Here is a 26,505-nt window from a genome sequence, read left to right as displayed (position 1 = left end):
GGCCTTAACGGCCCTTGGTTTTATCACGTGCAATAAGCTGGCTGGCAATGACCATAACCAGCGACAGAACCAACAAAATGGTCGCCAGAGCGTTCACCTCTGGTGATACGCCGACTTTGACCATTGAGTAGATTTTTAATGGCAAAATTTCATAACCCGGCCCGGTAACGAATGACGAAACGACAACATCATCCATCGACAGCGTAAAGCTCAGCAACCAACCGGCAGCCACCGCAGGCATAGCCAATGGCAGTATGATCTTGCGCAGAATGGTTACTTCACTGGCACCCAGATCTTTGGCCGCCTCAAGCATGCGTACGTCAAAGCCTTTCAGACGTGAGTAGACCGTTACAACCACGAAGGGCAGACAGAATGTGATATGCGAGAACAAAAGTGACCAAAAGCCCAGTTGAATGCCGATCAGCATAAACAGCACCAGCAAAGAAATCGCCATCACAATATCTGGCGACATCATCACCACGAACAGCATGCCGCTGACAAACGGTTTACCGCGAAAACGGTAGCGGTACAGTGCGACTGCTGTGAGTGAACCGATCAGCGTGGCAAACGTGGCGGAGAGTACTGCCATCGTCAGCGAGTGCTGCGCCGCCTGTAGCAGGCTGTCGTTGTTCATCAGCAGGCCGTACCATTTGGTGGTGAATCCCTGCCAGTTGATGCCGAAGCGCGAGCTGTTAAAGGAGTTCACAATCAAAATAATGATTGGAATATACAGATACGCGTAGATAGCGGTCATGAAACCGCCTCTGAGCAGGCGACCGATCATTCGAGTTCCACCTTCTTGTTCAGCAAGCGGGAGGCGCGCCAGTAGATTAGCAGCATCAGCCCCATCACAATGGTCAGCGTAATGCTGGTGGCGGCACCAAACGGCCAGTCGCGGATGTTCAGGAACTGAACTTTAATCACATTACCAATCAGCAGGTTTTTCGCCCCGCCCATTAAGTCGGATACGTAAAACAGCCCCATTGCGGGCAGCATAACCAACAGGCATCCGGCGATAATTCCCGGCATCGTCAACGGAATAATGATGCGGGTGAAGGTCTGAAGTTTACTGGCGCCCAGATCGCGCGCGGCTTCCAGCAGCGGTTTATCGAGTTTTTCAATGCTGGAATAGAGCGGCATTACCATAAACGGCAGCAGGATGTACACCAGGCCGATAATCACCGCGCTGGGGGTAAACATGATGCGAATAGGGGTATCGATAACGCCGAGCCATAACAGAAATTCGTTGAGATAGCCCTTGGTGCTGAGGAATATTTTGAGTCCGTAGATGCGAATAAGTGAATTGGTCCAGAACGGAACAATCAGCAGGAACAGCAGCAGTGGACGCACTTTTTCCGGTAGTTTCACCAAAAACCAGGCAAACGGGTAGCCGAGTACCAGACAGGCGAGCGTAGCAATCAGCGCCATATTGAGAGAATGAACCAGCACCTCAAAATAGAGCGGATCGAGCAGGCGTGTATAGTTTTCCAGCGTAAAGACCATTTTGACGAAATTGGCGTCGTCGCGGGTCAAAAAGCTGGTGCCGATGATCATCAGGTTGGGCAGAAAGACAAATAACACAAGCCAACCGACAATGGTGACGATCACCACACTCTGGAATTTACTTGTGTTCTTCATCAGCCAGTACGACCTCCCAGCTTTCTACCCAGTTAATCGCCATTTTCTGGTCGAGCGAGTGGTCAAAGTCAGGATCGTCTTCGTTGAAGAACTCACTGACCATCACCATCTTGCCGTTTTCCAGTTCCACAACCGACTCCAGCGTCATGCCTTTGTAGTTGCGCTCACGCACGTAGCCGATAAGACCTTCGATATGATTATCGTCGTTGATTTCATCCACGCGCAGATCTTCCGGGCGTAACAGAACGTGCAGCTTCTGCCCAGGAATCACCGCAAAGTTGACATAAATATTGCACTCACGACCTTCAACGTTAGCACGAACGCGCTGTTCGTCCAGACGTTCTATCACCGTGGCGTTAAACATGTTGATCTCGCCAATAAATCCGGCGACGAACAGATTTTTAGGCTCTTCGTAGATTTCGCGCGGCGTACCGTCCTGCTCAATCTTACCATCGCGCATCACCACGATGCGATCTGACATGGTCAGCGCTTCTTCCTGATCGTGTGTGACAAAGACAAAAGTGATACCCAGCTTACGCTGCAACGCTTTCAGTTCGTTCTGCATCTGCTTACGCAGTTTGTAGTCCAGTGCAGAGAGGGATTCATCTAACAAGAGTAGGCGGGGTTTGTTCACCACCGCACGGGCAATCGCTACGCGCTGCTGCTGTCCACCGGAGAGTTGATGTGGTTTTCGCTGGGCGAATTCTTCCAGTTGCACCATGCGCAGAGCTTCAGTAACGCGGGGAGAAATGTCGGCAGCGGGCGTTTTTTGCATGCGTAAGCCAAAGGCCACATTCTCAAATACGGTCATGTGGGGGAATAACGCATAGCTTTGGAAGACGGTGTTCACGTAGCGGTTTTCCGCAGGAACGTGAGTGATGTCCTGGTTGTCCAACATAATATGACCGGAATCAACAGTTTCCAGGCCGGCAATCAGGCGAAGAACGGTTGTTTTACCGCAGCCAGAGGGGCCGAGCAGCGTGAGAAACTCGCCATTATTGATGGTCAAATCCAGGCTGGAAATCACCTCTTTGCCATCGAAACTTTTGCGAATTCCCGCTAATTGCACCAGTGGAGAAAGCGAACGCGGTTGTTTATTCAATTTTTTACTCTGTCCCATGTAAACGCAACGGATGGCTGACCGATGCGGGGTTTGTGGTTAACCACCTTGATGACTCTTAATGAGGGCGGTTATTCTACGGCAAACCATTGTAATCGCCAATCCTTGTTGCGAATTACTGACTTAACCCTATAGTCAGAGGGGATGTCGAGGAGAAATATTCTTACTTGCGGGGATAAAAGTGACCTGACGCAATATTTGTCTTTTGTTGCTTATTGATAATGTTGTCACAAAAAGTGAGGGTGACTGCATGGATAAACTACTTGAGCGTTTTTTACACTACGTGTCGCTGGACACCCAATCAAAATCGGGCGTGCGGCAGGTACCCAGCACAGAAGGACAGTGGAAGTTGTTACAACTGCTCAAACAACAGCTCGAAGAGATGGGGCTGGTTAATATTTCATTGAGCGAAAAGGGTACGCTGATGGCGACGCTGCCCGCTAACGTTGCTGGCAATATTCCCGCGATCGGCTTTATTTCCCATGTGGATACCTCACCGGATTTCAGCGGTAAAAACGTTAATCCGCAAATCGTCGAAAACTATCGCGGCGGCGATATTGCGTTAGGCATTGGTGATGAAGTTCTGTCGCCGGTGATGTTCCCGGTGCTACATCAACTTCTGGGCCAGACGCTAATCACTACAGACGGTAAAACCCTGCTGGGCGCGGATGACAAAGCAGGCGTGGCGGAAATCATGACCGCGCTGGCCGTGCTTATTCAAAAAAACATTCCGCACGGTGATATCCGCGTGGCCTTCACGCCGGATGAAGAGGTTGGTAAAGGGGCCAAGCATTTTGACGTTGCGGCATTCGATGCGCAGTGGGCCTACACTGTTGACGGTGGTGGCGTAGGTGAGCTGGAGTTTGAAAACTTCAACGCCGCCTCGGTTAATATCAAAATTGTCGGCAACAATGTGCATCCCGGTACTGCAAAAGGGGTGATGGTGAATGCGCTGTCGCTGGCGGCGCGTATTCACGCTGAGGTTCCGGCAGACGAAAGCCCGGAAACGACGGAAGGCTACGAAGGCTTTTATCACCTGGCGAGCATGAAAGGGACGGTCGATCGTGCAGATATGCACTACATCATCCGTGATTTTGACCGCAAGCAGTTTGAAGCGCGTAAACGTAAGATCATGGATATCGCCAAAAAGGTCGGTAAAGGGTTACACCCGGATTGCTATATCGAACTGGTGATTGAAGACAGTTACTACAATATGCGCGAAAAAGTGATTGAACATCCACACGTGCTGGATATCGCCCAGAAGGCAATGCGCGATTGCGATATTGAGCCGGTGCTGAAACCTATTCGTGGCGGTACTGACGGCGCACAGCTGTCGTTTATGGGATTACCGTGTCCGAATCTTTTCACCGGTGGTTATAACTATCATGGCAAACATGAGTTTGTAACCCTGGAAGGAATGGAAAAAGCGGTGCAGGTGATTGTGCGTATTGCGGAGTTAACTGCGAAGCAGCAGTAACAAGCCCGAAGTAGATGCCGGATGCACAAAACGTCATCCGGCAAAATGACTCATCACCCTTCGAAGAACCAGTACCCACTGTTGACCAGCGCGGCAAGCATGGCAAGGAAAGACGGATCTTCCAGCGCATCCTCAAAGTTCTCAGCCGTTAGCACGATATGGCTGGCCAGCGCTTCCAGGGCAGGACGATGCGGCGAGTCAATTTTTTCACCGTTGGCGTAGACGTCGTCGCCGATGCGCAATACGCGTAATCCGCCCAGACGCACTAACACATCCCCTTGCTTCAGGGCATCGTAAATTTCATCTGGCTGATACGGTGGCTCCGGCGGCGCAATATCCAGCTCATGACGAGACTGAGAAATAAACTCGCCAAACCACTGCTGGAAATGTTCCGGTTGATTAATCAGCCCCAGCATCATTTCGCGCAGCTTGTCCATCTCTTGTGGCAGTACGTCGGCAGGATGGTCGCGCGGCGGCAGGTCAGGATCGCTGTAATACGTGCTGCCCAGCTCATGTTGTAATACGTAATCGGCGAACCCGCTAATCAGTTCGCGCGTGTTTGGCGCACGGAAGCCGACCGAATAGTTCATGGCGTTTTCCAGCGCATAGCCTTCGTGCGGGAACCCCGGTGGAATATACAGGATATCGCCGGGTTCCAGCTCTTCATCGATGATGGCTTCAAACGGGTCGACCTGAAGGAGATCCGGGTGAGGGCAGTGTTGTTTCAACTGCAGTTTTTCACCTACGCGCCAGCGGCGACGTCCGGTTCCCTGAATGATAAATACATCGTACTGATCCAGATGCGGACCAACGCCGCCGCCAGGGACGGAGAAGGAGATCATCAGATCGTCGATACGCCAGTCAGGCAGTTCACGAAACGGGCGCATCAGCGCGGCGGTTGGCTCGTGCCAGTGATTGACCGCCTGGACCAGAAGCGACCAGTTGTTCTCGCCGAGATGGTCATAGCTTTCAAAGGGACCGTGGCTAACTTGCCATTTGCCGTCCTGGTGGCTGACGAGTCGGCTGTCGACCTCACTTTCCATTGCCAGTCCAGCCAGTTCGTCAGGAGAAAGTGGGTCAATAAAGTTGTTAAACCCGCGTTTTAATACCACCGGGCGTTTCTGCCAGTGGCGTTCAAGAAAATCGGGCCAGTTAAGTGTGAGTTGGTATTCCATAGTGAGCTTCCCGCAGGCTGGTATCTGCAACCGATTATAACGGATACTTAACCTCAAGCGTGAAGTCAGCACATATTTATTACACGTGGCGATTACTCGTCTTTCTGCCCCGGATGCTGGCGACCAAAAATAACCTCCATGCGCGCGCCACCCAGCAGGCTATCACTGGCTATAATCTGCCCGTCATACTGTTCAGTTATTTCTCGCGCCACTGCCAGTCCGACGCCTTGTCCAGGTCGTAACGTATCGACGCGCTGACCACGGTCAAACACCACTTCCCGTTTGCTTTGCGGAATACCAGGACCATCATCCTCAACCAGAATATGCAGTTGATCTTCTGACAGATGCGCTGAAATCTCGACAAACTCCAGACAGTATTTACATGCGTTATCCAGTACGTTACCCATCACTTCAACAAAGTCGTTCTGCTCGCCTACGAAACTGATTTCGGGGGAGATATCGAGACTGATATTAACGCCTTTACGCTGATAAACCTTATTCAGCGCGGAGGTGAGTTTATCAAGCAACGGCGCGACTGGATGCAGTTCGCGACTGAGCAGAGAGCTGCTGCCACGCATGCTTGCACGATGCAGGTAATAGCCAATCTGCTGGGAAATACGGCTGATTTGTTCCAGCATGATAGGCTCGGCGTCGCTCACGTTCATTTTTTCATTACGCATCGAGCGCAGGGTACTCTGCAATACCGCCAGTGGTGTTTTCAGGCTGTGGGTGAGGTCAGTTAATGTGGTGCGGTATTTGTCGTAGCGCTCGCGTTCGCTTTTTAAAAGTCGATTCAGGTTACGAACCAGACTGGTCAGTTCGCGCGTGGTGGCGGGGTTCAGCATCTCACGATGATGCTCCTCAAGCTCGCGGACTTCACGCGCCAGCGACTCAATTGGCCGCAGACTCCACCAGGCGGCCACCCATAACAGCGGAATGACCAGCAACAGATTGGCGACCAGCACATAAATAAACCAGCTCCAGACCATGTATGAGCGCTTTAGCTCAATAGGAATTGTATCGACAACCACAATGGTTAACTGTGGCATTCTGGCAGTGGCGGGGTAGACGTTAACCGCCACGGAGTGGGTCATTTCGGCGTCGTCGTCATCCTCTCTGACTTCTTTTAACTGTTGCTGTGCGGAGTGGTCTTCGCCCAGTAGGGTGCTGGTGGCGTCAACGTTGGCTTCAATCTCATGAAAACCGTTGGTTTTAAGCCAGTCTGGTTGGATGCTTTGCGTCAACCAGGGCACGTTGCGCTGTGCCCACAGAAGCTCACCCGCTTCATTGTAAATCAGCGACATTGTTGGGCTTTGCATGTCGAGGTTCTCGGGCAGCTCGATGTTAATCTTGCCGTTTTCCCATTTCGCCAGGGTATAAAACAGATTGCTTTCACCGCGCAGAAGGCGGAACGTGGTCTTATCAAAACTAACGCTGTAACCTACCAGGGCAACCATGCCGTAGGCCAGTGAAAGCACCAATACCACACCTGCGGTTGCCAGTAAAAAGCGCAGCCGCAGCGATAACGGGAAAAAATGACGCAATAATTTGTTCATTAGCGCAGTTCGAAAAGATAGCCTTGCCCACGTACTGTGGTAATTACTTCATGCGGATATTGCGCCTGAATTTTTTTACGCAGACGTCCCATCAGGACATCAATAGTGTGACTTTCACGTAGTTCAGCATCCGGGTATAGCTGCAGCATGAGCGAATCTTTACTGACGACTTTGCCGCTATTACGGATGAGTGTTTCCATAATGGTATATTCGAACGCCGTGAGCTTAATAACTTCATCATTGACGGATAATTCGCGGCGAGAGAGGTCAACCTGGAAAGGCGGAAGGGAGATAATCTGCGAGGCTAGACCGCTGTTGCGACGCATCAGCGCCTGCATGCGCGCAGCCACTTCTTCAATGTGAAACGGTTTGGTGACGTAATCATCAGCGCCGGCGCTGAGTACTTCCACTTTGTCCTGCCAGCCTTCACGCGCGGTCAATACCAGAATCGGCAGCGAAACCTCATTGCTGCGCCAACGGCGGATCAACGACAAACCATCTTCATCGGGAAGGCCTAAGTCAACGAGTGCGATATCCGGAAGATGTTCATTCAGATAATAGTCTGCTTCCTTGGCATCTTCTGCATCATCTACCTGATGACCTAAATCCTGTAGCTGAACCTTAAGGTGGTGGCGTAATAAAGCATTATCCTCGACAACCAGTACGCGCATCATCGTTTCTCCCTAAAATAACGGTATGAATAGTTTAACGCTGATTATGTGGATTGAAAGCAGCGCTATGAACTTAAATAACTTTTCTCATGCTCCCCTGCCTGTGGGGCGTTCTGGGGGCAGTGCTGTTGGCATCTGATTGTTCAGCATATTGACCCAATCCTGGTTTATGTCGCCAATCCACTTGGAGTAAATCTCGTACACCATATGTGCATCGTCTTCCCATGCCAGGGCGCCTATCTCGCCCGGCCTCATCCCTGTATATACGGCAACAATGATGATTAATGCCTGGCTACGGGGAAGGGTGGTTATCAGTGCCTGGTACTTATGAAGTAAAAGTGGGTCGGGATCATTTTTAGATAACTTGAGTCGCGACACGCCCTCATAAGGAGCATGCAATATAAACTGGCTTCGGTTTGCGAGCTTAGGCATTTCTGATAAAACTGCCATCTGTTTATTGACTGTTGAGGGCGCGCGGCCCTGCCTGGTGAGATTCGGCATTGCCGGGTTAATAATTGTCCCGGTCAATAACTCCTTTCGGTAATGCAAAATGTCGGCATGCTCAATATCTACCAGACGGGTATTTTCTCCGATAACACGCTGTAATGTGTATACAATAGAAGTAATCGACAGCATTGTTGCACCAGATACCTCTAAAGCTTTGGTGTCTGTAAAAAAATCACTTAGCCTGGCAGGTTAGATGACAGAAAGTGTAGTCACTACCAGCGTGCAACATGAGCTCTTAAGGCCTGTCAACCAGTCGTTTAGATATATTTTCGGATACATGTGAACCTCTCCCTGTTTTTAATTTATCTTTTATGATTCCAGAAATCAGGGGCTACAATTCATGAGATATACACGTTCGCTGCAGACGGGCCTCGAAGACCATTTATTCGACAAAACTCAACGCGTAATCCGGGAAGGAGTACCTCTGAGTCACGCAGATTAGATGTGTTTGTTCATTTCTCTGCTACCCAGAACGGTAATTTTCGCACTTTGTTTGAAGCTCAAAAAGTCTCATTCTCTATTGAACATGGTACTAAAGGTCCGGTTGCCGGCAGTGGAGTTATCGCAAAGTAAAATCCGCTTTATGTGTGTATGCGATAACAATGACGGCTAAGGCCTGAGCGGTTTTTTTTATTATCGGTGGCTTGAACAATATTAAATTACAGATGTGGTGATTCTATGCGAGAAACGGTATCTCAAACAGATTCAGGCTGCTTCTTTTTGATTTGTTTGGAATACTTTATTGCAATGAGGACAGATTAAAAGGGAACCTTTTTGTACTCTTGCAAAACTATGTTCAGATTGCTGGGTGCAGTTTGGGCAAGTGCATTTGACAAGATAGTTACGGCGTGATTTAGAGTCTTTACGTTCTGACATAGGCTTTTCCTTGATTGGATGGACTTTAACTTTACCTTAATTTGTCCAGGAAATCTTAATTTTATTAACCAATGGGGGCTGATAAAAAAGTCGGTAGTTCAGGGCATGAAGCGGTCTACTGAGAAATGCGCCTGGATGAACGTCACAATGCTCACCGACATGCTCGGAAATATTGCAGTTTAAATTAATTTTTATGCTCAAAGTTATGGGTGATTTCCTTACAAAACTAAAGCTTGCTATGTTTGGTTAATCATGCGTTAATGAATCTTTGGTTTGTTACGAATTTATCTGAAGCAGTCGCTGAAATAATTTTATTCCTTGTTCCTGTTGAGATTTCCTTGTTAGCTTTTCTCTCTGATAATTTTTTTCGGACCAATCTGCCCAAGGGCTCACTCAATTAAGGTAATGATTATGTCTAATAAAATGACTGGTTTAGTAAAATGGTTCAATCCTGAAAAAGGTTTTGGGTTTATCACCCCTAAAGATGGCAGTAAAGATGTGTTTGTACACTTCTCTGCTATCCAGAGCAATGATTTCAAAACTCTGAATGAGAATCAGGAAGTTGAATTTAGTGTTGAACAGGGACCCAAAGGCCCCACAGCAGTTAATGTTGTGGCTGTATAAGGTAACTGTTATTACTAATAATATTCACTTCAGATGCCCGTGTTGTCACGGATCTCAGTACAGAACGTCAAACTTTGATGTTACTGAAAAAAATCCTTTCGGAGCGAAATGTATTTTTTGCAAATCAACAATGATAACATTTGATAATGTGGCACTATACATTCGTTCTGGTCAGTCTTCATCAGATTATAGAAAATAATTTTCAAGCTCCTTATGGAGCCTTTTTTGTATGCTTAACCGTTCATTTATATAAGAACCGTCACGGTAAAATTATGAAAAAAGTAATTGTTTTTTTTAACTCACAACCGGCAGTCGTTGTATCTGTAATGAAAGGTATTACGACGATAATGCGTGAGTTTCCCAATGGAGAAAAAGCGCATCTATCCGTAATGTCTGCGGGCTTTCCATCTCTGACTGGAGACCATAAAATAGTTTATGTGGCTTCAGATCGTGATGTCAGTTCCGAAGAGATTCTCGAGGCCGCATCGAAGCTTTTGAAATGAGAGCTGGTTGTTTCGTGACCGACCCAGATTTTAGTCAGTGGTTTGTGGGGTTACGAGCTCTTTTGCATGAAGATTATACTGCAACCTCTTGATAATTTAGGATTTCCATTCTATCTTTTAAATATGTCAGCGCTTTTACATGTGCTCCACGGGGAAAGTAACGCGCCTGGCGTTGATGCGTTAGAGATCAAGAGAGGTAAATAATGAACGTCGAAGATTTAAAAAGAAAAACTGAAGCGGATATTTCTGAATTCATCACAAAAAAATTATTGAACTCAAAAAAAAGACAGGAAAAGAAGTCTCTGATATCCAGTTTACTGCTCGTGAAAAAATGACTGGGCTTGAAAGTTACGATATTAAAATTACATTAATCTAATTGTTATAAGAATCAGTTCAGGTGAAAAAGCATTATCTTGAAAGATAATGCTTTTTTATTTCTGTCATAAAACATAAAACTTTGCTAAAACCTTCACTTTTTACCTGGACTGACGCCTCCAGGTAGACGATGCTGCCTATGCATGATTTTAAAGTGTTGGTTAAACCTGTGGCAATTCAGACCAACATCGATTGTTACTTTTGGGTCAAGTTTGGGGCGCCGAAATGACTCATATTTCCCGCAATAGTCCAAAATGATATTTTATTAAACTATTGATTTTAATGTGCTTTATAAGTAAAGAACTTACAAAATTACTTTTTTAGTCTAGCGCTGAGCATGATCCGTGGGGATAACCATTTAATAAAACGGGAAAGGGATGTTCATACGGCGATAAAAAACCGGAATCGCTTACGCTCATCCGGCTTCAGTTCAGCATCTGCGGGTTGTTGATTACTTCAGTTCATCAACCATGGTGATGGCACGACCAATGTAATTGGCTGGCGTCATGGCTTTCAGGCGCGTTTTCTCTTCTTCCGGCAGTGCCAGACTGTCGATAAACTGCTTCATACCTTCGGCGTCAACGCGTTTTCCACGGGTCAGTTCTTTCAGCTTCTCGTACGGTTTTTCAATGCCATAGCGACGCATCACGGTCTGAATCGGCTCTGCGAGAACTTCCCAGTTATGATCCAGTTCGTCCAGCAAATGATCGCGGTTCACTTCCAGTTTGCTCACACCTTTCAAGGTGGACTGATAGGCGATCAGCGCATAGCCAATACCTACGCCCAGATTACGCAGAACGGTTGAATCCGTCAGATCGCGCTGCCAACGCGAAACCGGCAGTTTGCTCGCCAGATGTTGCAGAACCGCGTTAGACAGACCCAGGTTACCCTCAGAGTTTTCGAAATCGATAGGGTTCACTTTGTGTGGCATGGTCGAAGAACCGATTTCTCCCGCGACAGTTTTCTGCTTGAAGTGACCCAACGCAATGTAACCCCAGACGTCGCGATCGAAATCGATCAGAATGGTATTAAAGCGGGCGATGCAATCAAACAGCTCAGCGATGTAATCGTGCGGCTCGATCTGTGTGGTGTATGGATTCCACTGGATCCCAAGCGAGGTGACGAACTCTTCGCTAAACTGATGCCAGTCAACTTCCGGGTAAGCGGCGATGTGGGCGTTATAGTTACCCACAGCACCGTTGATTTTACCGAGGATTTCAACCTGGTTGAGTTGGCGGTACTGACGCTCCATGCGATACGCCACGTTTGCCATTTCTTTGCCCATCGTTGATGGGGTGGCCGGTTGTCCGTGAGTACGAGAGAGCAGGGGAATATCGCGATATTCAACAGAAAGTGCTGTGATGCCATCAATCAGTTGACGCCAGTACGGCAGGACTACTTCGTCGCGTGCGGTTTTCAGCATCAGCGCGTGAGACAAGTTGTTGATGTCTTCTGAGGTGCATGCGAAGTGGATAAACTCGGAAACGGCGTGCAGTTCCGGGATATCCGCAACTTTTTCTTTGAGGAAATACTCAACTGCCTTCACGTCATGGTTGGTCGTACGCTCGATGGTTTTGATACGCGCAGCATCTTCTTCATCGAAGTTAGCGACGATCGCATCAAGGTAACCGATTGCGTCGGCAGCAAAAGCAGGAACTTCCTTGATCGCTGCGTGCGCGGCCAGTTTTTGCAGCCAGCGTACTTCAACCTGTACACGGAATTTCAGCAAACCGTATTCGCTGAAAATCCCGCGCAGCGCGCTGACTTTATCGCCGTAGCGTCCATCGACAGGGGAAACGGCGGTCAGTGAGGATAATTCCATAGATCACAACTCCGGGGTTAAATGAGCAAGAATTTGTTTTGCCTGAGTCGTCAGGCGATTACGAGAAAACATGAGTTGCAGACGGCCTCCACCCACCTGATGCCAGAGTACGGCCGCGCGAATGCCAGCCAGCAGCGAAGCGCGAACTTTGGCCTGAACCTGTGGGCTCTGAAGGATGGCCGGGGAGCCAGTGACCTGAATACGCGGGCCGAGTGGACTGATAACGTCAACATAAATGCCTGCCATCGCACTCAGTAGCGTTTCTGACTGCAAATCAAAATGGTCCAGCTGGCGCTGCAAGCCGTTAATACGGTCTCCCAGCGTGTCCATGGCGCCTTTAGCGGCTGAAAGTTTACGCTCCAGCACCATCAGGCTTAATGTATAGCGAGTAAGTTCCGCGTTCAGTCCCTGACGACTGCTGGCGTTGAGCACGCCGAGCAGTGTTTCCAGGCCGAGACGAAGGTTGGCCTCGCTGCCGCCAAACACGCCCAGCGTAGAGCTGGGATTCATGTCAATGACGCTGTTCAGTGAAACGTGTAATGCATCGGCATCACAATGCCCCTGGTGCGCCAGTTCTTGCACCAGGCGTGCCGACTGACAAATGCCTGCCAGGGCGAGGGTGATGTCATAATAATTCTTTGCCACGTTCACTGCTTCCTTGTATCAAATGTGTAGGTAATTATACCGACAGAGGCAATCGTTGTTCGATAATGCCGCCGCCGAGGCACACTTCGCCATTGTAAAAGACAGCCGACTGACCCGGCGTTACCGCCGCGACGGGTTCATCGAAAATGACTTCAATACGCTCGGCATCCAGTGCCTTAACGGTGCACGGAATGTCGGTCTGACGATAACGGGTTTTCACCGTGCAGCGCATTGTGCCAGTGAACGGTTCGCGATCGACCCAATGTAACTGTTGCGCCACCAGGCCAACGGACATCAGGCGCGGGTGTTCATGACCCTGAGCAACAACCAGAATGTTGTTCTCAACGTCTTTATCCACCACATACCACGGATCTTCCGTGCCTTCTTTCGTCCCGCCAATGCCCAGACCTTTACGCTGACCCAGGGTGTGGTACATCAGCCCCTGATGCTGGCCAATCTCTTCGCCATCAACGGTGATGATTTTACCGGGTTGAGCCGGCAGGTAGCGACCGAGAAATTCTCGGAACTTACGTTCGCCAATGAAGCAGATACCGGTGGAGTCTTTTTTCTTGGCCGTAATCAGACCGAGATCTTCAGCAATTTTACGCACCTGCGGTTTTTCCAGTTCGCCCACCGGGAACAGGCTTTGCGCGATTTGCTCATGGCCGAGCGTGTAGAGGAAATAGCTCTGGTCTTTATTGCCATCGAGCCCACGCAGCAGACGGCTTTTACCGTCGACATCCGCGCGACGCACGTAGTGACCGGTGGCGATGTAATCGGCACCTAAATCTTCAGCGGCAAATTCGAGGAAGGCTTTAAACTTAATCTCTTTATTACACAGAATATCCGGGTTTGGCGTACGGCCCGCTTTGTACTCTTCAAGGAACAATTCAAAGACGTTGTCCCAATATTCTGCGGCAAAGTTGACGGTATGCAGCTCAATGCCGAGTTTGTCACAGACAGCCTGTGCATCTGCAAGATCGGCAGCCGCTGTGCAATATTCCTCGCCATCGTCCTCTTCCCAGTTCTTCATGAACAGGCCTTCTACCTGATAACCCTGTTGTTGCAACAGCCAGGCAGAAACGGAGGAATCGACACCGCCGGACATGCCGACGATCACTTTTTTTGGGCTTTCAGACATAGGAATACTCACGACATTGAACTTCAAGGCGGCATATTCTAGCACGCAGCCCCTTACTTGACACCCTCTGTAAACGGCCAGTTAAATTCACCGATCATCGCCAGCGGGTAGCGTTGTCCGCTCTGATAGCAGCGAATGCTCTCCGCAACTAACGGAGAGCGCAGGTTTGGCGCGCAGAGAACCTCTTCTGCACTGACCCAGCGACAGCAGTCGATATCGCTGTCATGAGGTTCAGTAGCGCACATATTGGCAAGCTCGATAGAAAACAGAAAACGCAAAAAGGGCGTTTTGTCCGGCGCAATCCATTGATGCATTCGAATGAAATGTTGTGGCTGCGCGTGGATACCTGTTTCTTCCCATAGCTCGCGAGCGGCGGCCTGCACTAACGTCTCATCCGCTTCCAGATGTCCGGCTGGTTGATTCCATAAGGCTTTGCCATTGATTGTTTCCTCAACGACTAAAAACTTATCTTCTGCATGCACGATGCAGGCGACCGTAACGTGCGGTTTGAACATACCTGTTCCTTATTCAGTTAGTTGCATCTCGCCATTCACCATTGGCGAGATTATCCAGTGTGTAATCCCCCATGGCATAGCGAATGAGGCGCAGCGTCGGGAATCCAACATGGGCTGTCATGCGGCGTACCTGACGGTTGCGGCCTTCATATAAGGTGACTTTCAGCCAGGTGGTAGGGATATTTTTCCGCTCCCTGATAGGCGGGTTTCTCGGCCACAGCCATGCAGGTTCTTCTGTTACTTCAATACCTGCGGGCAGCGTGGGACCGTCATTGAGCGTTACCCCGTTACGCAGCGCATTAAGCGCTTCTACCGTCGGCTCGCCTTCGACCTGGACGTAATAAATTTTCCCGGTACGCTTACCGGGCTGCGTTAACCGGGCCTGCAGCGCACCATCATTGGTCAGCACCAAAAGCCCTTCACTGTCCCGATCGAGTCGACCCGCAGCATAGATCCCCGACACGGGAATAAAATCTTTTAACGTTCTTCTGCCAGCCTCGTCAGTAAATTGCGGCAAAACATCGTAGGGTTTATTGAACAAAACCACGCGTTTTGGCTGGTTTTCTTTACGCTGTCTGGTGACTTGTCGTGAGCTGAATCGCTCAACCCGGTGATTTCTAAAAGAAGTTTTTTGCATGGTATTTTCAGATTATATCAATTGCCGCATTATAGCCTAAGAACGAGTGTCTTTCATGGCGGCGAACATTAGGGTAGTATTGACATGCTCATTACAAAACATTAACAAAAAATTGCTCTAACGCATTCGTGCAGCAGGACGCAAACGCACATGCAGCGCGATGACAGACGAGCAGAACCAGAAGCGCTCGAAGGAGAGGTGAATGGAAAGCAAAGTAGTTGTTCCGGCGGAAGGTAAGAAGATCACCCTGCAAAACGGCAAACTCAACGTTCCTGAAAATCCGATTATCCCGTTCATTGAAGGCGACGGTATCGGCGTTGATGTAACCCCACCGATGATCAAAGTTGTCGATGCTGCTGTCGAGAAAGCCTATAAAGGCGAGCGTAAAATCTCCTGGATGGAAATCTACACCGGCGAGAAATCCACCCAGGTTTATGGCCAGGACGTCTGGCTTCCTGCTGAAACCCTTGATCTGATTCGTGAATATCGTGTTGCCATCAAAGGCCCACTGACTACTCCAGTTGGCGGCGGTATTCGCTCTCTGAACGTTGCCCTGCGTCAGGAACTTGACCTGTATGTCTGCCTGCGTCCGGTGCGTTATTACCAGGGTACGCCTAGCCCGGTTAAACACCCAGAACTGACCGACATGGTCATCTTCCGTGAGAACTCTGAAGATATCTACGCGGGTATCGAGTGGAAAGCGGACTCTGCCGACGCTGAGAAAGTGATTAAATTCCTGCGCGAAGAAATGGGCGTGAAGAAAATCCGCTTCCCTGAGCATTGCGGTATCGGTATCAAACCATGCTCTGAAGAAGGAACTAAACGTCTGGTTCGTGCAGCAATCGAATATGCCATCGCTAACGATCGTGATTCTGTTACCTTAGTACATAAAGGTAACATCATGAAGTTCACCGAAGGCGCGTTCAAAGACTGGGGTTATCAGTTGGCGCGTGAAGAATTCGGTGGTGAGCTGATTGACGGCGGTCCTTGGGTCAAAATCAAGAACCCGAAAACCGGCAAAGAGATCGTGGTTAAGGACGTTATTGCCGATGCGTTCCTGCAACAGATCCTGCTGCGTCCGGCTGAATATGACGTGATTGCCTGTATGAACCTGAACGGCGACTACATCTCCGATGCGCTGGCAGCACAGGTTGGTGGTATTGGTATCGCTCCGGGCGCGAACATCGGTGACGAATGCGCGCTGTTCGAAGCAACCCACGGTACTGCACCGAAGTATGCCGGTCAGGATAAAGTGAACCCGGGTTCTATCATTCTGTCCGCTGAAATGATGCTGCGCCACATGGGTTGGGTTGAAGCGGCTGACCTTATCGTTAAAGGTATGGAAGGCGCAATCAACGCGAAAACCGTAACCTATGATTTCGAACGTCTGATGGACGGCGCTAAACTGCTGAAATGTTCAGAGTTTGGTGACGCGATCATCGAAAACATGTAATCCGCATTCTGGGTTGTATGATAACGGGAGCCAGGTGGTTCCCGTTTTTTATGCCTGCAACATTGTTTCCCCAAAACTCTCTCCAAAACGTTTTCCCAAAAACCAGGCATGCTCACCTCTTTTTTTACTTCGACAACTATCCAATCCTTACCTCTGTCGTCGTTATATTTGTCTGTCATTTTTCTTGATTTATGTCCCAATAATTTCTGTGTATCAATTCTTTGTTCCCATTAATTCTTACTGAAAGCGCTCGTTGCTCATGAAAGGTTGGGGCGGTTCCTGCTTCCCATTCAATGCCGGATTTGCCTCTGAAGTGGTCAACTTAAACTGGCTACAGCTTTAGGTTTTTTCCAGTATCAGTTTTTGGGATAACCCACTGATTCCGTTGCGAACTGCCGTTTATTGCACAACTGCTTTACCCATCGGTCATGGTAGAAAGACCCACATCCATACCACTGCCCGCAGCTGCAACGGTGTCGTTCTGATTAAGAACCAATTGAGCGGGTTCGCGTCGAGATAGAGACTCGATTAGCCCTGATGGTCTGCTAAATTGACTACTTTTACCTTATTTCGCCCAGACCTTTTAGCATCATAGAGTTTGGAGTCTGCCACTTTCAATAAATCATCAAAGGTAACAAGCTTCCCTTCTCTGGGATGGTAGGTTACTGCACCAATACTGATTGTGACCGGTCTTCTGAGCGAGCTCAGTTTCTCAATGCTTTTCCTTAATCTTTCGCAAGCCAAAAAACAGCCTTTTTCATCCGTTTCAGGGAAAAGCATGATAAATTCCTCACCACCAAATCGTGCGACTTTATCTTGGCTTCGCAGGGTATGGCTAAGTTCTTTGGCGATATTCTTAAGTGCATAGTCACCTTCCTGGTGGCCATAGGAATCATTATATGATTTAAAAAAATCGATATCGGCAATGGCAAGTGACACCGGTACGGGATGTCGCGCCATTCTGGTCATTTCATTCTCAAACCAGAGCATAAACTTTCGGCGATTTGCAATCTCCGTCAGACTGTCCTCAGTGGCCATTCGCTCCAGCATAGTATTGATTTTGTGTAACTCCTCCTTTTGCTTTTTGAGCTCAATTTCCATCTTTTTACGCTCATTAATACTTTGTATCTGAGCAATATAATATTTGACTTCACCATTATCTTCGCGTACCAAAGAAACACTCAGAAGTATCCAGATATAATTCCCGGTCGCTGTCAGATATCTCTTTTCTAGTTGGTAGAATGGAATTTCTCCTCGAGAAAGTGCATCTAATTGTTTTAAATCAGAGCTTAAATCATCGGGGTGGGTTATATTTTGAAAGTTAATGGAAAGCAGATGTTCTTCAGTATATCCCAGCATACGGGTCAGTGAATTGTTAACTTTTTTCCATTGACCAGAAGAAGCGACAAGAGCCATCCCGATAGTTGAGTTCTTAAAAATAGCTTCAAGTATGTCATTGTTTTTTTGTAGTGCTGAAATAACAATTTCATTTTCACTGATTAATAAATTTATCTCGATTAACGAACCAATACCCTCGGCCATTAAACTAATAAATTCATAGTCATCCTCAGAGAATTCTATGGTTCTTATCTGAGTGGAGGAGAAATTGATTGTGCCCCATAATTTTTCTCTCACCCATATTGGCGCTGAGATATAACTTTCCAGCCTCATACCAATGTAGACTGGATGGGAATTAAAGTCAGGATGTGTTCCTGCATGTTCAACGCTTATTATTCTTTTTTCTCTGACCACTTGCTGACAATAAGTGTTTTTCAGATCAAAAACCATACCAGCTGAAATGTCTCCTCTTGTTGGAGAAACCGCAAGTAGAGAGTAACGCTCACCCTCTATCTGACTAATAATACCAAGAGACAGGTCAAAGGCTTTCAATCCTTCATTCAGAATGGCCAGGTATTTATCTTCAGGGGAAGCATGTCTCCTGGCCAACGCCTCATAAAGAAAGTGAATTCGGTTGATATTAATGTTGTTTTCTTTCATTTTTAACATCGCATTATCTTTTCGTCTTTTTACGCATCAAGATGGTTGCTATTCGGCCTTGATTAGTTTGTCACATTGTACCGTAGCAACAGCAGTCGGTATTCGAATAACTATCTTGCTCATTGCCCCTTGCTGCTTAAAAATTTATCAAAAAATCGAATGGTGATACTCTTTTTATAACAGGTATCTACGATCTTGACTAAGATTTTAGAAGGGTAGCTATTCGCTGCTTCTCATCTGGGCTTATCATCGTGAGGTCGCACTATGTGTACAAAAAGGGTAGTTATTTGCCTGTCATTAGTTTCTATGCTGTTCACATCCACTACCTGGGCTATCAATAAAGATTATCGGCATAAACTTGAGCAGTCTGGTTGTACTCAGGTCTCTGAGGCGCAAGGTTGTGATATCAACAAATCTAAAGCTGAAAATGCAAAAGCTGGTTTTGTTAATGAGAGCAGCGATACCACAGCATCAGCAACCAGTCCTTATGCAGGTAAGTGGTTAGCTTTGAGTGATAGCGGTGATACGGTTGCGAACATCAGTATTGATAAAAATGATAAAGTCATCGTCAATGGAAAGAGCGTACATGCCACAAAAACAGATGGTGGGCTGCAGTTCAAGCAGGGGATGGTGATTTATACCCTCCAGGGAGACCGTCGCGTGAAAGGTGAGGATGTCTGGCGGGATACGGATGCCGGAACGCAGGGGAAAATCTTCAAAAAGTAAGAATATTTTAGGAACAACAGCTACCAGGAAGCCGTAAAGTTAATAGCCTAATATATCAATTAGTTAGAATTGAAAAATTGCGCGCTACTCTCAGGTTATTTTGTTTACGTCTTCCTGAAGGCGGTTGTATGGTATTTAGCAATTGTAAGGCAAGTAGTTTTCGCTTATCTAATCCAACGTAGTTCGTAGTATATTGAGCGTATTCTTTGTTATCAGGTGTTCTGTATGTCCTATTCCATCGGTGAATTTGCGCGGCTTTGTGGAATAACCGCCACAACGCTGCGTGCCTGGCAACGTCGTTATGGACTTCTCAAACCACAGCGTACGGATGGTGGGCACCGGTTGTATAGCGATGACGATATCCGGCAGGCGCTTAAAATTCTCGATTGGGTGAAAAAAGGCGTACCAATTAGTCAGGTAAAACCGTTGCTGGCCCGCCCTGGCGCCCGGCGAACGAATAACTGGCTCACCCTGCAAGAGAGTATGCTGCAGCGCCTGAATGAAGGGAAAATTGAATCCCTGCGCCAGCTTATTTATGATGCGGGCCGCGAGTATCCTCGTCCTGAATTGGTGAGTGAGGTGTTGCGACCTCTGCGAAGTCAGGTCTCGGCCAACGTGCCGGCTATCATGACACTGCGTGAAATCCTTGATGGTATTATCATTTCTTACACCTCATTTTGTCTGGAAGGGGATAAGCGTGCGCCGGGCGATAACTACCTGATTACCGGCTGGCATCTTACCGACCCCTGCGAAATCTGGCTTGAAGCGCTTTGTCGTACCGGACAGGGACTGCGCATTGATGTGCTTCCCGTGCCGCCCGCGACGCTTGCGCCTGAGATTTTTCCCGAGCGAAAATGGCTGCTGGTGACGTCTGGTAAGCTCACTGCGGCGCGTAAAAAACAGATAGAGCTCTGGCAGCAACAGGTCAACTCCCTCGAAGTGATCCCGCTTTAATCCTCTGTCACGACCTTTCCTGTGTGTCGATCAGCCACTGCTTTAGTAGCTTCTGAATGATTTCTCTAAAAATAATTATTTCTAATTTGTTGAATTAAATAGATTTATAAATATTTTTTAGCAAAAACTTGGACAAATTTAAGTGTTTGTGTAAGTTTTAATTATGCCACTACGTCATGTGGTTCACTTAAGGGTAAGAGCTATGCGCGCACAGCCATCCGTTATCGACAGGTTTGTGGATTACTACGCCAGTTTGGATCGCCAGCCTGTCCCCGCGCTTGCCGGGTTGTACGACGTGCATGCGGTACTTGTCGATCCGTTCGGGGAACATAACGGGCTGTTTGCCATCCAGCGCTATTTCTCGCACCTCCTGGCGAATGTAAACGCCTGCCGTTTTGCTATAGATCCGCCGCTTTGTGAGAGCGGGCGGTTTGCCGTGACCTGGACCATGTACTGGTCGCATCCGCGGATTTCTGGTGGAGAAATACGATCTTTGCCGGGATGTTCAATGGTAGAGACGCATGGTGAGAAGATTTTTCGCCAGCGTGATTATTACGATGCCGGTGAGATGCTCTATGAGCATCTGCCACTGTTGGGCTGGGCCGTTCGCGGTGTGAAAAGGAGGGTGCGCGCATGATGACTGTCCTCATTACTGGCGCAAGCTCCGGGATTGGGGCCGGGCTGGCAAAGTCATGGGCCGATGACGGCTGTCACGTGATTGCCTGTGGTCGCAACCCTGAACGGCTGGAACAATTGCGCCAATCCCATGCCAACATTACAGTACGCCTGTTCGATATGACAGACAGGGACGCCTGTCGCCAGGCGCTGGCGGACTGCAAACCCGAACTGGTTATTCTCTGCGCCGGTACCTGCGAATATCTCGATCACGGCTGGATAGATGCCGAGAAGGTTGAACGGGTGATGGCGACGAATTATCTGGGACCCATCAACTGCCTGGAAGCGCTTCAGACGCAGTTAACCTCCGGTAGCCGCGTGGTGCTGGTCAGTTCGATGGCGCACTGGATGCCGTTTCCTCGGGCTGAAGCCTATGGCGCGTCTAAAGCGGCGCTAACCTGGTTTGCTAACAGTTTGCGTCTGGACTGGGAACCGAAAGGTGTCGCCGTGACTGTCGTTTCGCCAGGATTTGTCGATACCCCGCTTACCCGTAAAAACGATTTTCCTATGCCCGGTCAGGTAAGTGTAGAGCAGGCGGTGAAGGCGATTCGCCGTGGCCTGGTGAAAGGAAAAAATCATATTGCCTTCCCGACAGGCTTTGGCGTGCTGCTGCGTCTGTTGGCCGGGCTGCCTGAGTGTTTCCAGCGCATGTTGCTGCGCAGGATGGTACGTTCATGAAAATTGCTATCATTGGCAGTGGTATTGCCGGACTAACCTGCGCCTGGCGTCTGGCCGGACACCATCAGGTATCGCTTTTTGAAGCGGCGTCGACCCCTGGCGGCCATACTGCGACAGTGGATGTGGCGACTCCGCACGGGAGTTTCGCGATTGATAGCGGCTTTATCGTCTATAACGACCGAACCTATCCGCGTTTTATGGGCTTGCTGAGCGAACTCGGCATTCAGGGGCAAAAAACGCAGATGAGCTTCTCGGTGCATAATCCGCAAAGCGGTATGGAGTATAGCGGTCATACGCTGACTTCATTGTTTGCCCAACGTCGAAACCTGGTCAACCCCGCATATTGGGGAATGCTGAAAGAGATTGTCCGTTTTAATCGTCTGGCGAAACAGGCATTTAATGAGACCGATGTGAACGCGACTCTTCAGACCTTCCTCGACCAACACCACTTCAGCGTGTTCTTTGCGCGGCATTATATTTTGCCGATGGGCGCGGCCATATGGTCATCTTCACTTCAGGAGATGCGCCGTTTTCCACTGGCGCTGTTCTTACGGTTCTTTGAGCACCATGGCTTGTTGGATATCTGGCATCGACCGCAATGGTATGTGGTGCCGGGCGGATCGCGCGAATACATTCGTGTCATGCTGGCGAAGCTGGGTGATCGTCTGAAATTGCACCTCAATTCACCTGTTCAGCATGTTATTCGCTACGACAGCGGCGTCAAAATACAATTGGCAGGATCAATACAGACATTTGATCAGGTGATCTTCGCCTGCCATTCCTCGCAGGCTCTGGCTTTACTTGAGGATGCGACCCCAGCAGAACGCGACGTGCTGGGCGCAATTGGCTGGCAACGTAACGAGGTTGTGTTGCACAGCGATCGCCGCTGGTTACCGGTACGCGAACGCGCGTGGGCAAGCTGGAATTACCGCCTGAGTGAGCAAGAGAGGGCCAGCGCTTGCGTCACCTATAACATGAATATTCTCCAGGGATTACCTGAAGGAAGCCCGCTATTTTGCGTGACCCTCAATCCGGACATCCCCATCGACGACCGCTTCGTCTGGCGACGCTTTGTTTACGAGCATCCGTTGTTTAACCCTGAAAGCTGGCGGGCGCAGGCGCGTCGCGCTGAGATCAACGGTCAGCATCGGAGCTGGTTCTGCGGTGCTTACTGGTACAACGGTTTTCACGAAGATGGCGTACGCAGTGCGCTGGATGTGGTACACGGCATTGCCGCAGGAGAGGGGCGCTAAGATGAACAGCTGCCTGTACCACGGCGTATTACGCCACCGACGCCTTCAGCCGGCCACGCACCAGTTTACTTATCAGGTGTTTATGGCTTGGCTCGATCTGGACGAGCTCGCTCAGCTTCCGGGCGTGGGCGTGAAACGTAATCGCTTCGCTGCAACTGCTTTTCATGATGTGGATTACCCGCTGGGAACCCCGTTAAAAGAGAACGTGATGAATCAGCTTGCCAGCCTGACGGGCGATCGTCCTGAAGGTCGCGTGATGCTCCTGACGCAGTTGCGCTATTTCGGTTTTCATTTTAATCCGGTCAATTTTTACTACTGCTATGACCGCGCGCAGATCCTGCGCTGGGTGCTGGCGGAGGTCCGCAATACGCCGTGGAATGAGCGTCATTACTATGCCGTAGATGCGCAGGAAAAGCGGCCACTGGAAAAAGCGTTCCATGTATCGCCGTTTAATCCGATGGATATGGTCTATCACTGGCGATTTAACTCGCCGGGTAAAACGCTGCATATGCATATCGAAAACCATCAGGCAGAGAAAATTTTTGATGCCACCCTGATGCTCAAACGCGAGCCGTTGACGCCGGCAAGTTTACGCACGTTGCTGCGACGACTGCCGATGATGACGCTGAAAACGGTGTCAGCGATTTACTGGCAGGCGCTACGACTGTGGCTCAAGCGAGTCCCTCTCTACAATCATCCCGTGAGCAGGAGTGAACGATCATGACCGATCCCACCTTTGCGATTGAACCCGATATTCCGCGCAACCTGCGTGTTGCGCGTTGGTTCCTTTTTAGTATGCTGAGCGGCCTTCGTCAGGGTTCAGTCACGGTGCGGGAAGGGGCCCAGGTCTTTCATTTTGGTGATGTTTCGGCTGAATTACGCGCCGACGTACATATTGTTTCGCCCACAGTGTATTGGCGGGTGTTGACGGGGGGAAGTCTTGCAGCGGCAGAGTCCTGGATGGATGGAGAGTGGGAAACGCAGCAGCTCACGCCGTTATTGCAAATATTTGCGCTCAACAGCACCCTGCTGGGGCGACTGGAAAGTGGATTCCGCCTGCTTGGCCGACCCGTTGAGCGTTTACGTCATTGGACGCGCCGCAACCATCGGCAACAGGCAAAAGAAAACATTGCCGCGCATTACGATCTCGGCAATGCCTTTTACGCGCACTTTCTGGATGAGGATTTACTCTATTCCAGCGCCTTGTTCACCTGCCCCGAGCAGTCGTTAGCGCAGGCTCAGCAGGCCAAAATGGCGCGACTTTGCGATCAGCTGGCGCTGACCGCGAATGATCATCTGTTGGAAATTGGGACCGGCTGGGGAGCGATGGCGGAATACGCCGCGCGTCATTACGGATGCCGGGTGACCACCACGACCCTGTCGCAGGAGCAGTTTGCCTGGGCGAAAGCGCGCATTGCCCGCGCTGGTTTACAGGAGAGAGTCACCGTATTGCTCTGCGACTACCGCGACCTGACCGGGGAATTCGACAAACTGGTATCAGTTGAAATGATCGAAGCGGTGGGGCAGCGCTATCTGCCGACGTTTTTCCGTACGTGTCAGGCACGCCTGCGCCCTGGGGGCAAAATGGCGCTTCAGGCGATTACCATTCAGGATCAGCGCTATCGCGATTACAGTAAAAGTGTCGATTTTATTCAGCGCTATATCTTTCCGGGAGGTTTTTTACCCAGCATCACCGCGATGAGCGGCCTGATGACAAAACATACTGACTTTGTGGTTCGCAACCTGTTCGATATGGGGCCCGACTACGCCCGGACTCTTGCGCACTGGCGGCAAGGATTTGTTCACGGCTGGCATGAAATTGAAAAGCTGGGCTTTGATGAGCGTTTTCGCCGTATGTGGTTGTACTACTTCGGTTACTGCGAAGCCGGATTTAACGCCCGCACAATCAGTGTGGTGCAACTGACGGCGGAGCGTCCATGAAGCGCCATTTACAGGTCTTTCTCTTGGCTGTCGGGTTCGATCTGTACTGGTTCATGGTGGTGTTATTTCGTGAGCGCGGTCTGGTGTTATGGCTTGGTCTGGCTATTCTGGCCTGCTTCATGTTGCCTGCGGCGCAACGACTGTGCGCGTTAATGCTGACAGCTGCGGGCGGTGGTTTGGATGCGTTGTGGGCGCTGACCGGGTTGATTGATTTTCACGGCGAAGCATTGTTGCCGTTATGGATGCTTGCGCTCTGGCTCATGTTCGCCGTCATGTGGACGCACCTCACCTGTTCGACCTCCTTGCCAGGATGGATGCTGGTAATCATGGCCACCGGTGGTGGACCGATCGCTTATCTGATAGGAGAGCGTTTGGGAGCCATTACTTTTCTGGAGCCGACATTTATTGTGGTCGGTTTAATGGCGACGGGCTGGCTGGTGTTGATGCTGTTTTTTCATATTTTTATGGGGAGACACCAATGAAACTTGCCTTACTGATACTGCTGGGAGTAATGGCGATTGCGCCGTTTGCAGGTGCCACAGACTGGTTAAGCTGGCGGAAAGTCGGTGATGCGACGCTCACCTGGGGGCCATTCACGATCTATAACTCACAATTACGCACTCCGGATGGGCGCTATCGTGGGTTGAAAGAGGATCAGGCACTGATTATCACCTATCAGCGCAATATTGAACGGCAAGAACTGGTGGATGCCACCCGTGATCAGTGGCGAGCGCAGGGTATTTTGGCACGGGAAGCGCAGAGTGAGTCCTGGCTTCGCATGTTGGGTGAGCTATGGCCAGACGTTGCGCCGGGTACACAACTGGTTTTTGTCTTCCAGGATAAGCAGGGGCAATTTTGGTATCGCTTGTCAGTGGCACAAAGGCATTTCATCCCGCTTGGCCCACCACAGTCGGCGGCGTTCAGCGAAAACTTTCTCGCTGTCTGGCTGGGTTCCCGTACGCAATATCCTGAGCTGCGGCAGCAGCTCACTGGAGGTAATAAATGAAACGTTTATTAGCCCTAAGCTTACCGCTGATGATGCAACTTTCTGGTTGTAGCGCCGAAATTACCGAGTATCGCCAGCAGCAGCCGACGCTGGATATCTTTCAGTATTTTCAGGGAGAAACGCAAGCATGGGGGATGGTTCAGGATCGCAGCGGTAAACAGCTTCGTCGTTTCCATGTCGATATTAACGGCGATGTGGTGGGGGACACATTGACCCTCAATGAACGCTTTGTGTACGACGATGGAGAGAAGCAGCAGCGTGTATGGCATATCCGTAAAGTCAGCGCCGATCGTTACGAAGGTACCGCTGGCGATATTGAAGGCGTGGCGAAGGGGCAAGCAGCGGGCAACGCGTTCAACTGGCATTACAGTATGAATGTGAAAGCCAGCGGCAGAACCTGGTTGCTGAATTTTGATGACTGGATGTACCTGCAGGATGCTAACCATTTGTTTAATAAAACGGAGATGAAGAAATTTGGTCTCACCGTCGGCACGGTGACGCTCTTCTTCTCCCGTAAAACGCAATAGCGAGGAAGACGC

General features: G+C 49.5%; 31 protein-coding genes and 3 pseudogenes. 17 read left to right on the top strand and 17 right to left on the bottom strand.

From position 1 onward, the window contains the following. Positions 1 to 4: 4 nt before the first annotated feature. The 3 genes from potC to potA are packed head-to-tail and all read right to left on the bottom strand — an operon-like array spanning position 5 to position 2,758. Positions 5 to 784 (bottom strand): spermidine/putrescine ABC transporter permease PotC, encoded by a 780-nt coding sequence (gene potC / locus OGX99_RS21975; RefSeq protein ID WP_003030794.1) that lies wholly within the window; start codon positions 782 to 784, stop codon positions 5 to 7. After that, a complete protein-coding gene (gene potB, locus OGX99_RS21970; RefSeq protein ID WP_003030793.1) occupies positions 781 to 1,638 on the bottom strand; it encodes a spermidine/putrescine ABC transporter permease PotB in 858 nt (285 codons plus the stop codon). The genes potC and potB overlap by 4 nt, the downstream gene beginning before the upstream one ends. Beyond that, complete coding sequence (gene potA / locus OGX99_RS21965; protein ID WP_043015989.1) at positions 1,622 to 2,758, bottom strand: spermidine/putrescine ABC transporter ATP-binding protein PotA; 1,137 nt, start codon at positions 2,756 to 2,758, stop codon at positions 1,622 to 1,624. The genes potB and potA overlap by 17 nt, the downstream gene beginning before the upstream one ends. A gap of 250 nt (positions 2,759 to 3,008) precedes the next feature. Between potA and pepT the strand changes: the two genes are divergently transcribed. Further along, on the top strand, positions 3,009 to 4,235 hold the full coding sequence (gene pepT, locus OGX99_RS21960; RefSeq protein WP_187259991.1) for a peptidase T: 1,227 nt from the start codon (positions 3,009 to 3,011) through the stop codon (positions 4,233 to 4,235). Between the two features lie 53 nt (positions 4,236 to 4,288). On the opposite strand, the gene roxA is transcribed toward pepT, so the two are convergent. The 6 genes and pseudogenes from roxA to OGX99_RS21935 all read right to left on the bottom strand — a co-directional run. Beyond that, positions 4,289 to 5,410 (bottom strand): [50S ribosomal protein L16]-arginine 3-hydroxylase, encoded by a 1,122-nt coding sequence (gene roxA, locus OGX99_RS21955; protein ID WP_286545080.1) that lies wholly within the window; start codon positions 5,408 to 5,410, stop codon positions 4,289 to 4,291. 92 nt (positions 5,411 to 5,502) lie between these two features. Further along, the gene (gene phoQ, locus OGX99_RS21950) at positions 5,503 to 6,966 is read right to left on the bottom strand and encodes a two-component system sensor histidine kinase PhoQ (protein WP_187252622.1); all 1,464 of its coding nucleotides are present in this window, start codon (positions 6,964 to 6,966) and stop codon (positions 5,503 to 5,505) included. Beyond that, positions 6,966 to 7,637 carry a two-component system response regulator PhoP gene (gene phoP / locus OGX99_RS21945; protein WP_151220022.1) on the bottom strand — a complete coding sequence of 224 codons (672 nt, stop codon included), beginning with the start codon at positions 7,635 to 7,637 and terminating at the stop codon, positions 6,966 to 6,968. Before phoP ends, phoQ begins: the two co-directional genes overlap by 1 nt. 87 nt (positions 7,638 to 7,724) lie before the next feature. Then, a complete protein-coding gene (locus OGX99_RS21940) occupies positions 7,725 to 8,273 on the bottom strand; it encodes a site-specific integrase (protein ID WP_286545077.1) in 549 nt (182 codons plus the stop codon). A gap of 60 nt (positions 8,274 to 8,333) precedes the next feature. Then, positions 8,334 to 8,423 carry a hypothetical protein gene (locus OGX99_RS23940; RefSeq protein WP_423390609.1) on the bottom strand — a complete coding sequence of 30 codons (90 nt, stop codon included), beginning with the start codon at positions 8,421 to 8,423 and terminating at the stop codon, positions 8,334 to 8,336. Positions 8,424 to 8,482: 59 nt separating this feature from the next. Beyond that, a pseudogene (locus OGX99_RS21935) lies at positions 8,483 to 8,578 on the bottom strand (S1 domain-containing protein); the annotation flags it as partial. A 10-nt stretch (positions 8,579 to 8,588) separates the two neighbouring features. Between OGX99_RS21935 and OGX99_RS21930 the strand changes: the two are divergent. Next, positions 8,589 to 8,717 carry a cold shock domain-containing protein gene (locus OGX99_RS21930; RefSeq protein WP_502873432.1) on the top strand — a complete coding sequence of 43 codons (129 nt, stop codon included), beginning with the start codon at positions 8,589 to 8,591 and terminating at the stop codon, positions 8,715 to 8,717. Positions 8,718 to 8,849: 132 nt separating this feature from the next. Here OGX99_RS21930 and OGX99_RS21925 read toward each other — a convergent pair whose 3' ends face one another. Further along, the gene (locus tag OGX99_RS21925; RefSeq protein WP_252838248.1) at positions 8,850 to 9,020 is read right to left on the bottom strand and encodes a YnfU family zinc-binding protein; all 171 of its coding nucleotides are present in this window, start codon (positions 9,018 to 9,020) and stop codon (positions 8,850 to 8,852) included. A 411-nt stretch (positions 9,021 to 9,431) separates the two neighbouring features. On the opposite strand from OGX99_RS21925, the gene cspG reads away from it, so the two are divergent. The 4 genes and pseudogenes from cspG (at position 9,432) to OGX99_RS21905 (ending at position 10,523) form a co-directional block, all read left to right on the top strand. After that, positions 9,432 to 9,644 (top strand): cold shock protein CspG, encoded by a 213-nt coding sequence (gene cspG / locus OGX99_RS21920; protein ID WP_000066494.1) that lies wholly within the window; start codon positions 9,432 to 9,434, stop codon positions 9,642 to 9,644. A 10-nt stretch (positions 9,645 to 9,654) separates the two neighbouring features. Then, the gene (gene ymcF / locus OGX99_RS21915; protein WP_151220020.1) at positions 9,655 to 9,843 is read left to right on the top strand and encodes a cold shock small protein YmcF; all 189 of its coding nucleotides are present in this window, start codon (positions 9,655 to 9,657) and stop codon (positions 9,841 to 9,843) included. A gap of 73 nt (positions 9,844 to 9,916) precedes the next feature. Continuing rightward, complete coding sequence (locus OGX99_RS21910) at positions 9,917 to 10,147, top strand: hypothetical protein (RefSeq protein WP_151220003.1); 231 nt, start codon at positions 9,917 to 9,919, stop codon at positions 10,145 to 10,147. Positions 10,148 to 10,401: 254 nt separating this feature from the next. Next, a pseudogene (locus OGX99_RS21905) lies at positions 10,402 to 10,523 on the top strand (GnsA/GnsB family addiction module toxin). Positions 10,524 to 10,973: 450 nt separating this feature from the next. Here the strand turns inward: OGX99_RS21905 and purB are convergent. The 5 genes from purB to rluE are packed head-to-tail and all read right to left on the bottom strand — an operon-like array spanning position 10,974 to position 15,282. Further along, positions 10,974 to 12,344 carry an adenylosuccinate lyase gene (purB, locus tag OGX99_RS21900; RefSeq protein ID WP_151220002.1) on the bottom strand — a complete coding sequence of 457 codons (1,371 nt, stop codon included), beginning with the start codon at positions 12,342 to 12,344 and terminating at the stop codon, positions 10,974 to 10,976. Between the two features lie 3 nt (positions 12,345 to 12,347). Next, the gene (gene hflD / locus OGX99_RS21895) at positions 12,348 to 12,989 is read right to left on the bottom strand and encodes a high frequency lysogenization protein HflD (RefSeq protein ID WP_151225271.1); all 642 of its coding nucleotides are present in this window, start codon (positions 12,987 to 12,989) and stop codon (positions 12,348 to 12,350) included. A 34-nt stretch (positions 12,990 to 13,023) separates the two neighbouring features. Then, complete coding sequence (gene mnmA / locus OGX99_RS21890) at positions 13,024 to 14,130, bottom strand: tRNA 2-thiouridine(34) synthase MnmA (RefSeq protein WP_151225273.1); 1,107 nt, start codon at positions 14,128 to 14,130, stop codon at positions 13,024 to 13,026. A 53-nt stretch (positions 14,131 to 14,183) separates the two neighbouring features. Beyond that, positions 14,184 to 14,645 (bottom strand): NUDIX hydrolase, encoded by a 462-nt coding sequence (locus OGX99_RS21885; RefSeq protein ID WP_005120989.1) that lies wholly within the window; start codon positions 14,643 to 14,645, stop codon positions 14,184 to 14,186. 13 nt (positions 14,646 to 14,658) lie between these two features. Next, positions 14,659 to 15,282, bottom strand: a complete 624-nt coding sequence (rluE, locus tag OGX99_RS21880) for a 23S rRNA pseudouridine(2457) synthase RluE (protein ID WP_210904974.1) — start codon at positions 15,280 to 15,282, stop codon at positions 14,659 to 14,661. A gap of 202 nt (positions 15,283 to 15,484) precedes the next feature. Between rluE and icd the strand changes: the two genes are divergently transcribed. After that, the gene (icd, locus tag OGX99_RS21875; protein ID WP_003030769.1) at positions 15,485 to 16,735 is read left to right on the top strand and encodes an NADP-dependent isocitrate dehydrogenase; all 1,251 of its coding nucleotides are present in this window, start codon (positions 15,485 to 15,487) and stop codon (positions 16,733 to 16,735) included. A gap of 122 nt (positions 16,736 to 16,857) precedes the next feature. Here the strand turns inward: icd and OGX99_RS23935 are convergent. After that, positions 16,858 to 17,045: pseudogene (locus OGX99_RS23935) on the bottom strand (site-specific integrase); the annotation flags it as partial. Positions 17,046 to 17,263: 218 nt separating this feature from the next. Next, positions 17,264 to 18,742, bottom strand: a complete 1,479-nt coding sequence (locus tag OGX99_RS21865) for a sensor domain-containing diguanylate cyclase (RefSeq protein ID WP_286545074.1) — start codon at positions 18,740 to 18,742, stop codon at positions 17,264 to 17,266. A gap of 297 nt (positions 18,743 to 19,039) precedes the next feature. Here OGX99_RS21865 and OGX99_RS21860 point away from each other — a divergent pair, with 297 nt between their 5' ends. The 10 genes from OGX99_RS21860 (at position 19,040) to OGX99_RS21815 (ending at position 26,493) form a co-directional block, all read left to right on the top strand. Beyond that, positions 19,040 to 19,459, top strand: a complete 420-nt coding sequence (locus tag OGX99_RS21860) for a hypothetical protein (protein WP_151218948.1) — start codon at positions 19,040 to 19,042, stop codon at positions 19,457 to 19,459. A 225-nt stretch (positions 19,460 to 19,684) separates the two neighbouring features. Beyond that, entirely contained in the window at positions 19,685 to 20,413 is a 729-nt protein-coding gene (locus OGX99_RS21855; RefSeq protein ID WP_187259567.1) for a MerR family transcriptional regulator, read from the top strand. Positions 20,414 to 20,615: 202 nt separating this feature from the next. Then, a complete protein-coding gene (locus OGX99_RS21850) occupies positions 20,616 to 21,050 on the top strand; it encodes a nuclear transport factor 2 family protein (RefSeq protein WP_151218950.1) in 435 nt (144 codons plus the stop codon). Then, positions 21,047 to 21,766: an SDR family NAD(P)-dependent oxidoreductase gene (locus OGX99_RS21845; RefSeq protein WP_151218951.1), complete on the top strand. Its 720-nt coding sequence runs from the start codon at positions 21,047 to 21,049 to the stop codon at positions 21,764 to 21,766. Before OGX99_RS21850 ends, OGX99_RS21845 begins: the two co-directional genes overlap by 4 nt. Next, on the top strand, positions 21,763 to 23,019 hold the full coding sequence (locus OGX99_RS21840) for an NAD(P)/FAD-dependent oxidoreductase (RefSeq protein ID WP_151225342.1): 1,257 nt from the start codon (positions 21,763 to 21,765) through the stop codon (positions 23,017 to 23,019). The genes OGX99_RS21845 and OGX99_RS21840 overlap by 4 nt, the downstream gene beginning before the upstream one ends. Before the next feature lies 1 nt (position 23,020). Next, entirely contained in the window at positions 23,021 to 23,743 is a 723-nt protein-coding gene (locus tag OGX99_RS21835) for a DUF1365 domain-containing protein (RefSeq protein ID WP_286545070.1), read from the top strand. Next, entirely contained in the window at positions 23,740 to 24,960 is a 1,221-nt protein-coding gene (locus OGX99_RS21830) for an SAM-dependent methyltransferase (RefSeq protein WP_286545068.1), read from the top strand. Before OGX99_RS21835 ends, OGX99_RS21830 begins: the two co-directional genes overlap by 4 nt. Continuing rightward, on the top strand, positions 24,957 to 25,442 hold the full coding sequence (locus OGX99_RS21825) for a DUF2878 domain-containing protein (RefSeq protein WP_187252571.1): 486 nt from the start codon (positions 24,957 to 24,959) through the stop codon (positions 25,440 to 25,442). Before OGX99_RS21830 ends, OGX99_RS21825 begins: the two co-directional genes overlap by 4 nt. Further along, positions 25,439 to 25,966 carry a hypothetical protein gene (locus tag OGX99_RS21820; protein ID WP_151218956.1) on the top strand — a complete coding sequence of 176 codons (528 nt, stop codon included), beginning with the start codon at positions 25,439 to 25,441 and terminating at the stop codon, positions 25,964 to 25,966. Before OGX99_RS21825 ends, OGX99_RS21820 begins: the two co-directional genes overlap by 4 nt. Then, on the top strand, positions 25,963 to 26,493 hold the full coding sequence (locus OGX99_RS21815; RefSeq protein WP_151218957.1) for a DUF3833 domain-containing protein: 531 nt from the start codon (positions 25,963 to 25,965) through the stop codon (positions 26,491 to 26,493). Before OGX99_RS21820 ends, OGX99_RS21815 begins: the two co-directional genes overlap by 4 nt. Positions 26,494 to 26,505: the final 12 nt, after the last annotated feature.

This window comes from Citrobacter sp. Cu096, assembly GCF_030332285.1.
Lineage (GTDB): Bacteria > Pseudomonadota > Gammaproteobacteria > Enterobacterales > Enterobacteriaceae > Citrobacter > Citrobacter meridianamericanus.
The sequence above is the reverse complement of the archived record's forward strand: the minus strand, read 5'-3'. Positions and strand labels throughout refer to the sequence as shown.

Excerpts from the sequence above, each read along its gene's own strand:
- OGX99_RS21830 (WP_286545068.1), top strand. The coding sequence starts at position 23,740 with ATGACCGATCCCACCTTTGCGATTGAACCCGATATTCCGCGCAACCTG.
- OGX99_RS21865 (WP_286545074.1), bottom strand. The coding sequence starts at position 18,742 with ATGTTAAAAATGAAAGAAAACAACATTAATATCAACCGAATTCACTTT.
- OGX99_RS21940 (WP_286545077.1), bottom strand. The coding sequence starts at position 8,273 with ATGCTGTCGATTACTTCTATTGTATACACATTACAGCGTGTTATCGGA.
- OGX99_RS23940 (WP_423390609.1), bottom strand. The coding sequence starts at position 8,423 with ATGTATCCGAAAATATATCTAAACGACTGGTTGACAGGCCTTAAGAGC.
- OGX99_RS21885 (WP_005120989.1), bottom strand. The coding sequence starts at position 14,645 with ATGTTCAAACCGCACGTTACGGTCGCCTGCATCGTGCATGCAGAAGAT.
- mnmA (WP_151225273.1), bottom strand. The coding sequence starts at position 14,130 with ATGTCTGAAAGCCCAAAAAAAGTGATCGTCGGCATGTCCGGCGGTGTC.
- OGX99_RS21850 (WP_151218950.1), top strand. The coding sequence starts at position 20,616 with ATGCGCGCACAGCCATCCGTTATCGACAGGTTTGTGGATTACTACGCC.
- pepT (WP_187259991.1), top strand. The coding sequence starts at position 3,009 with ATGGATAAACTACTTGAGCGTTTTTTACACTACGTGTCGCTGGACACC.
- roxA (WP_286545080.1), bottom strand. The coding sequence starts at position 5,410 with ATGGAATACCAACTCACACTTAACTGGCCCGATTTTCTTGAACGCCAC.
- OGX99_RS21840 (WP_151225342.1), top strand. The coding sequence starts at position 21,763 with ATGAAAATTGCTATCATTGGCAGTGGTATTGCCGGACTAACCTGCGCC.
- phoP (WP_151220022.1), bottom strand. The coding sequence starts at position 7,637 with ATGCGCGTACTGGTTGTCGAGGATAATGCTTTATTACGCCACCACCTT.
- potC (WP_003030794.1), bottom strand. The coding sequence starts at position 784 with ATGATCGGTCGCCTGCTCAGAGGCGGTTTCATGACCGCTATCTACGCG.
- purB (WP_151220002.1), bottom strand. The coding sequence starts at position 12,344 with ATGGAATTATCCTCACTGACCGCCGTTTCCCCTGTCGATGGACGCTAC.
- OGX99_RS21925 (WP_252838248.1), bottom strand. The coding sequence starts at position 9,020 with ATGTCAGAACGTAAAGACTCTAAATCACGCCGTAACTATCTTGTCAAA.
- cspG (WP_000066494.1), top strand. The coding sequence starts at position 9,432 with ATGTCTAATAAAATGACTGGTTTAGTAAAATGGTTCAATCCTGAAAAA.
- OGX99_RS21820 (WP_151218956.1), top strand. The coding sequence starts at position 25,439 with ATGAAACTTGCCTTACTGATACTGCTGGGAGTAATGGCGATTGCGCCG.
- OGX99_RS21855 (WP_187259567.1), top strand. The coding sequence starts at position 19,685 with ATGTCCTATTCCATCGGTGAATTTGCGCGGCTTTGTGGAATAACCGCC.
- OGX99_RS21910 (WP_151220003.1), top strand. The coding sequence starts at position 9,917 with ATGAAAAAAGTAATTGTTTTTTTTAACTCACAACCGGCAGTCGTTGTA.
- OGX99_RS21825 (WP_187252571.1), top strand. The coding sequence starts at position 24,957 with ATGAAGCGCCATTTACAGGTCTTTCTCTTGGCTGTCGGGTTCGATCTG.
- OGX99_RS21860 (WP_151218948.1), top strand. The coding sequence starts at position 19,040 with ATGCTGTTCACATCCACTACCTGGGCTATCAATAAAGATTATCGGCAT.
- phoQ (WP_187252622.1), bottom strand. The coding sequence starts at position 6,966 with ATGAACAAATTATTGCGTCATTTTTTCCCGTTATCGCTGCGGCTGCGC.
- OGX99_RS21815 (WP_151218957.1), top strand. The coding sequence starts at position 25,963 with ATGAAACGTTTATTAGCCCTAAGCTTACCGCTGATGATGCAACTTTCT.
- OGX99_RS21845 (WP_151218951.1), top strand. The coding sequence starts at position 21,047 with ATGATGACTGTCCTCATTACTGGCGCAAGCTCCGGGATTGGGGCCGGG.
- rluE (WP_210904974.1), bottom strand. The coding sequence starts at position 15,282 with ATGCAAAAAACTTCTTTTAGAAATCACCGGGTTGAGCGATTCAGCTCA.
- potA (WP_043015989.1), bottom strand. The coding sequence starts at position 2,758 with ATGGGACAGAGTAAAAAATTGAATAAACAACCGCGTTCGCTTTCTCCA.
- OGX99_RS21835 (WP_286545070.1), top strand. The coding sequence starts at position 23,021 with ATGAACAGCTGCCTGTACCACGGCGTATTACGCCACCGACGCCTTCAG.
- potB (WP_003030793.1), bottom strand. The coding sequence starts at position 1,638 with ATGAAGAACACAAGTAAATTCCAGAGTGTGGTGATCGTCACCATTGTC.
- icd (WP_003030769.1), top strand. The coding sequence starts at position 15,485 with ATGGAAAGCAAAGTAGTTGTTCCGGCGGAAGGTAAGAAGATCACCCTG.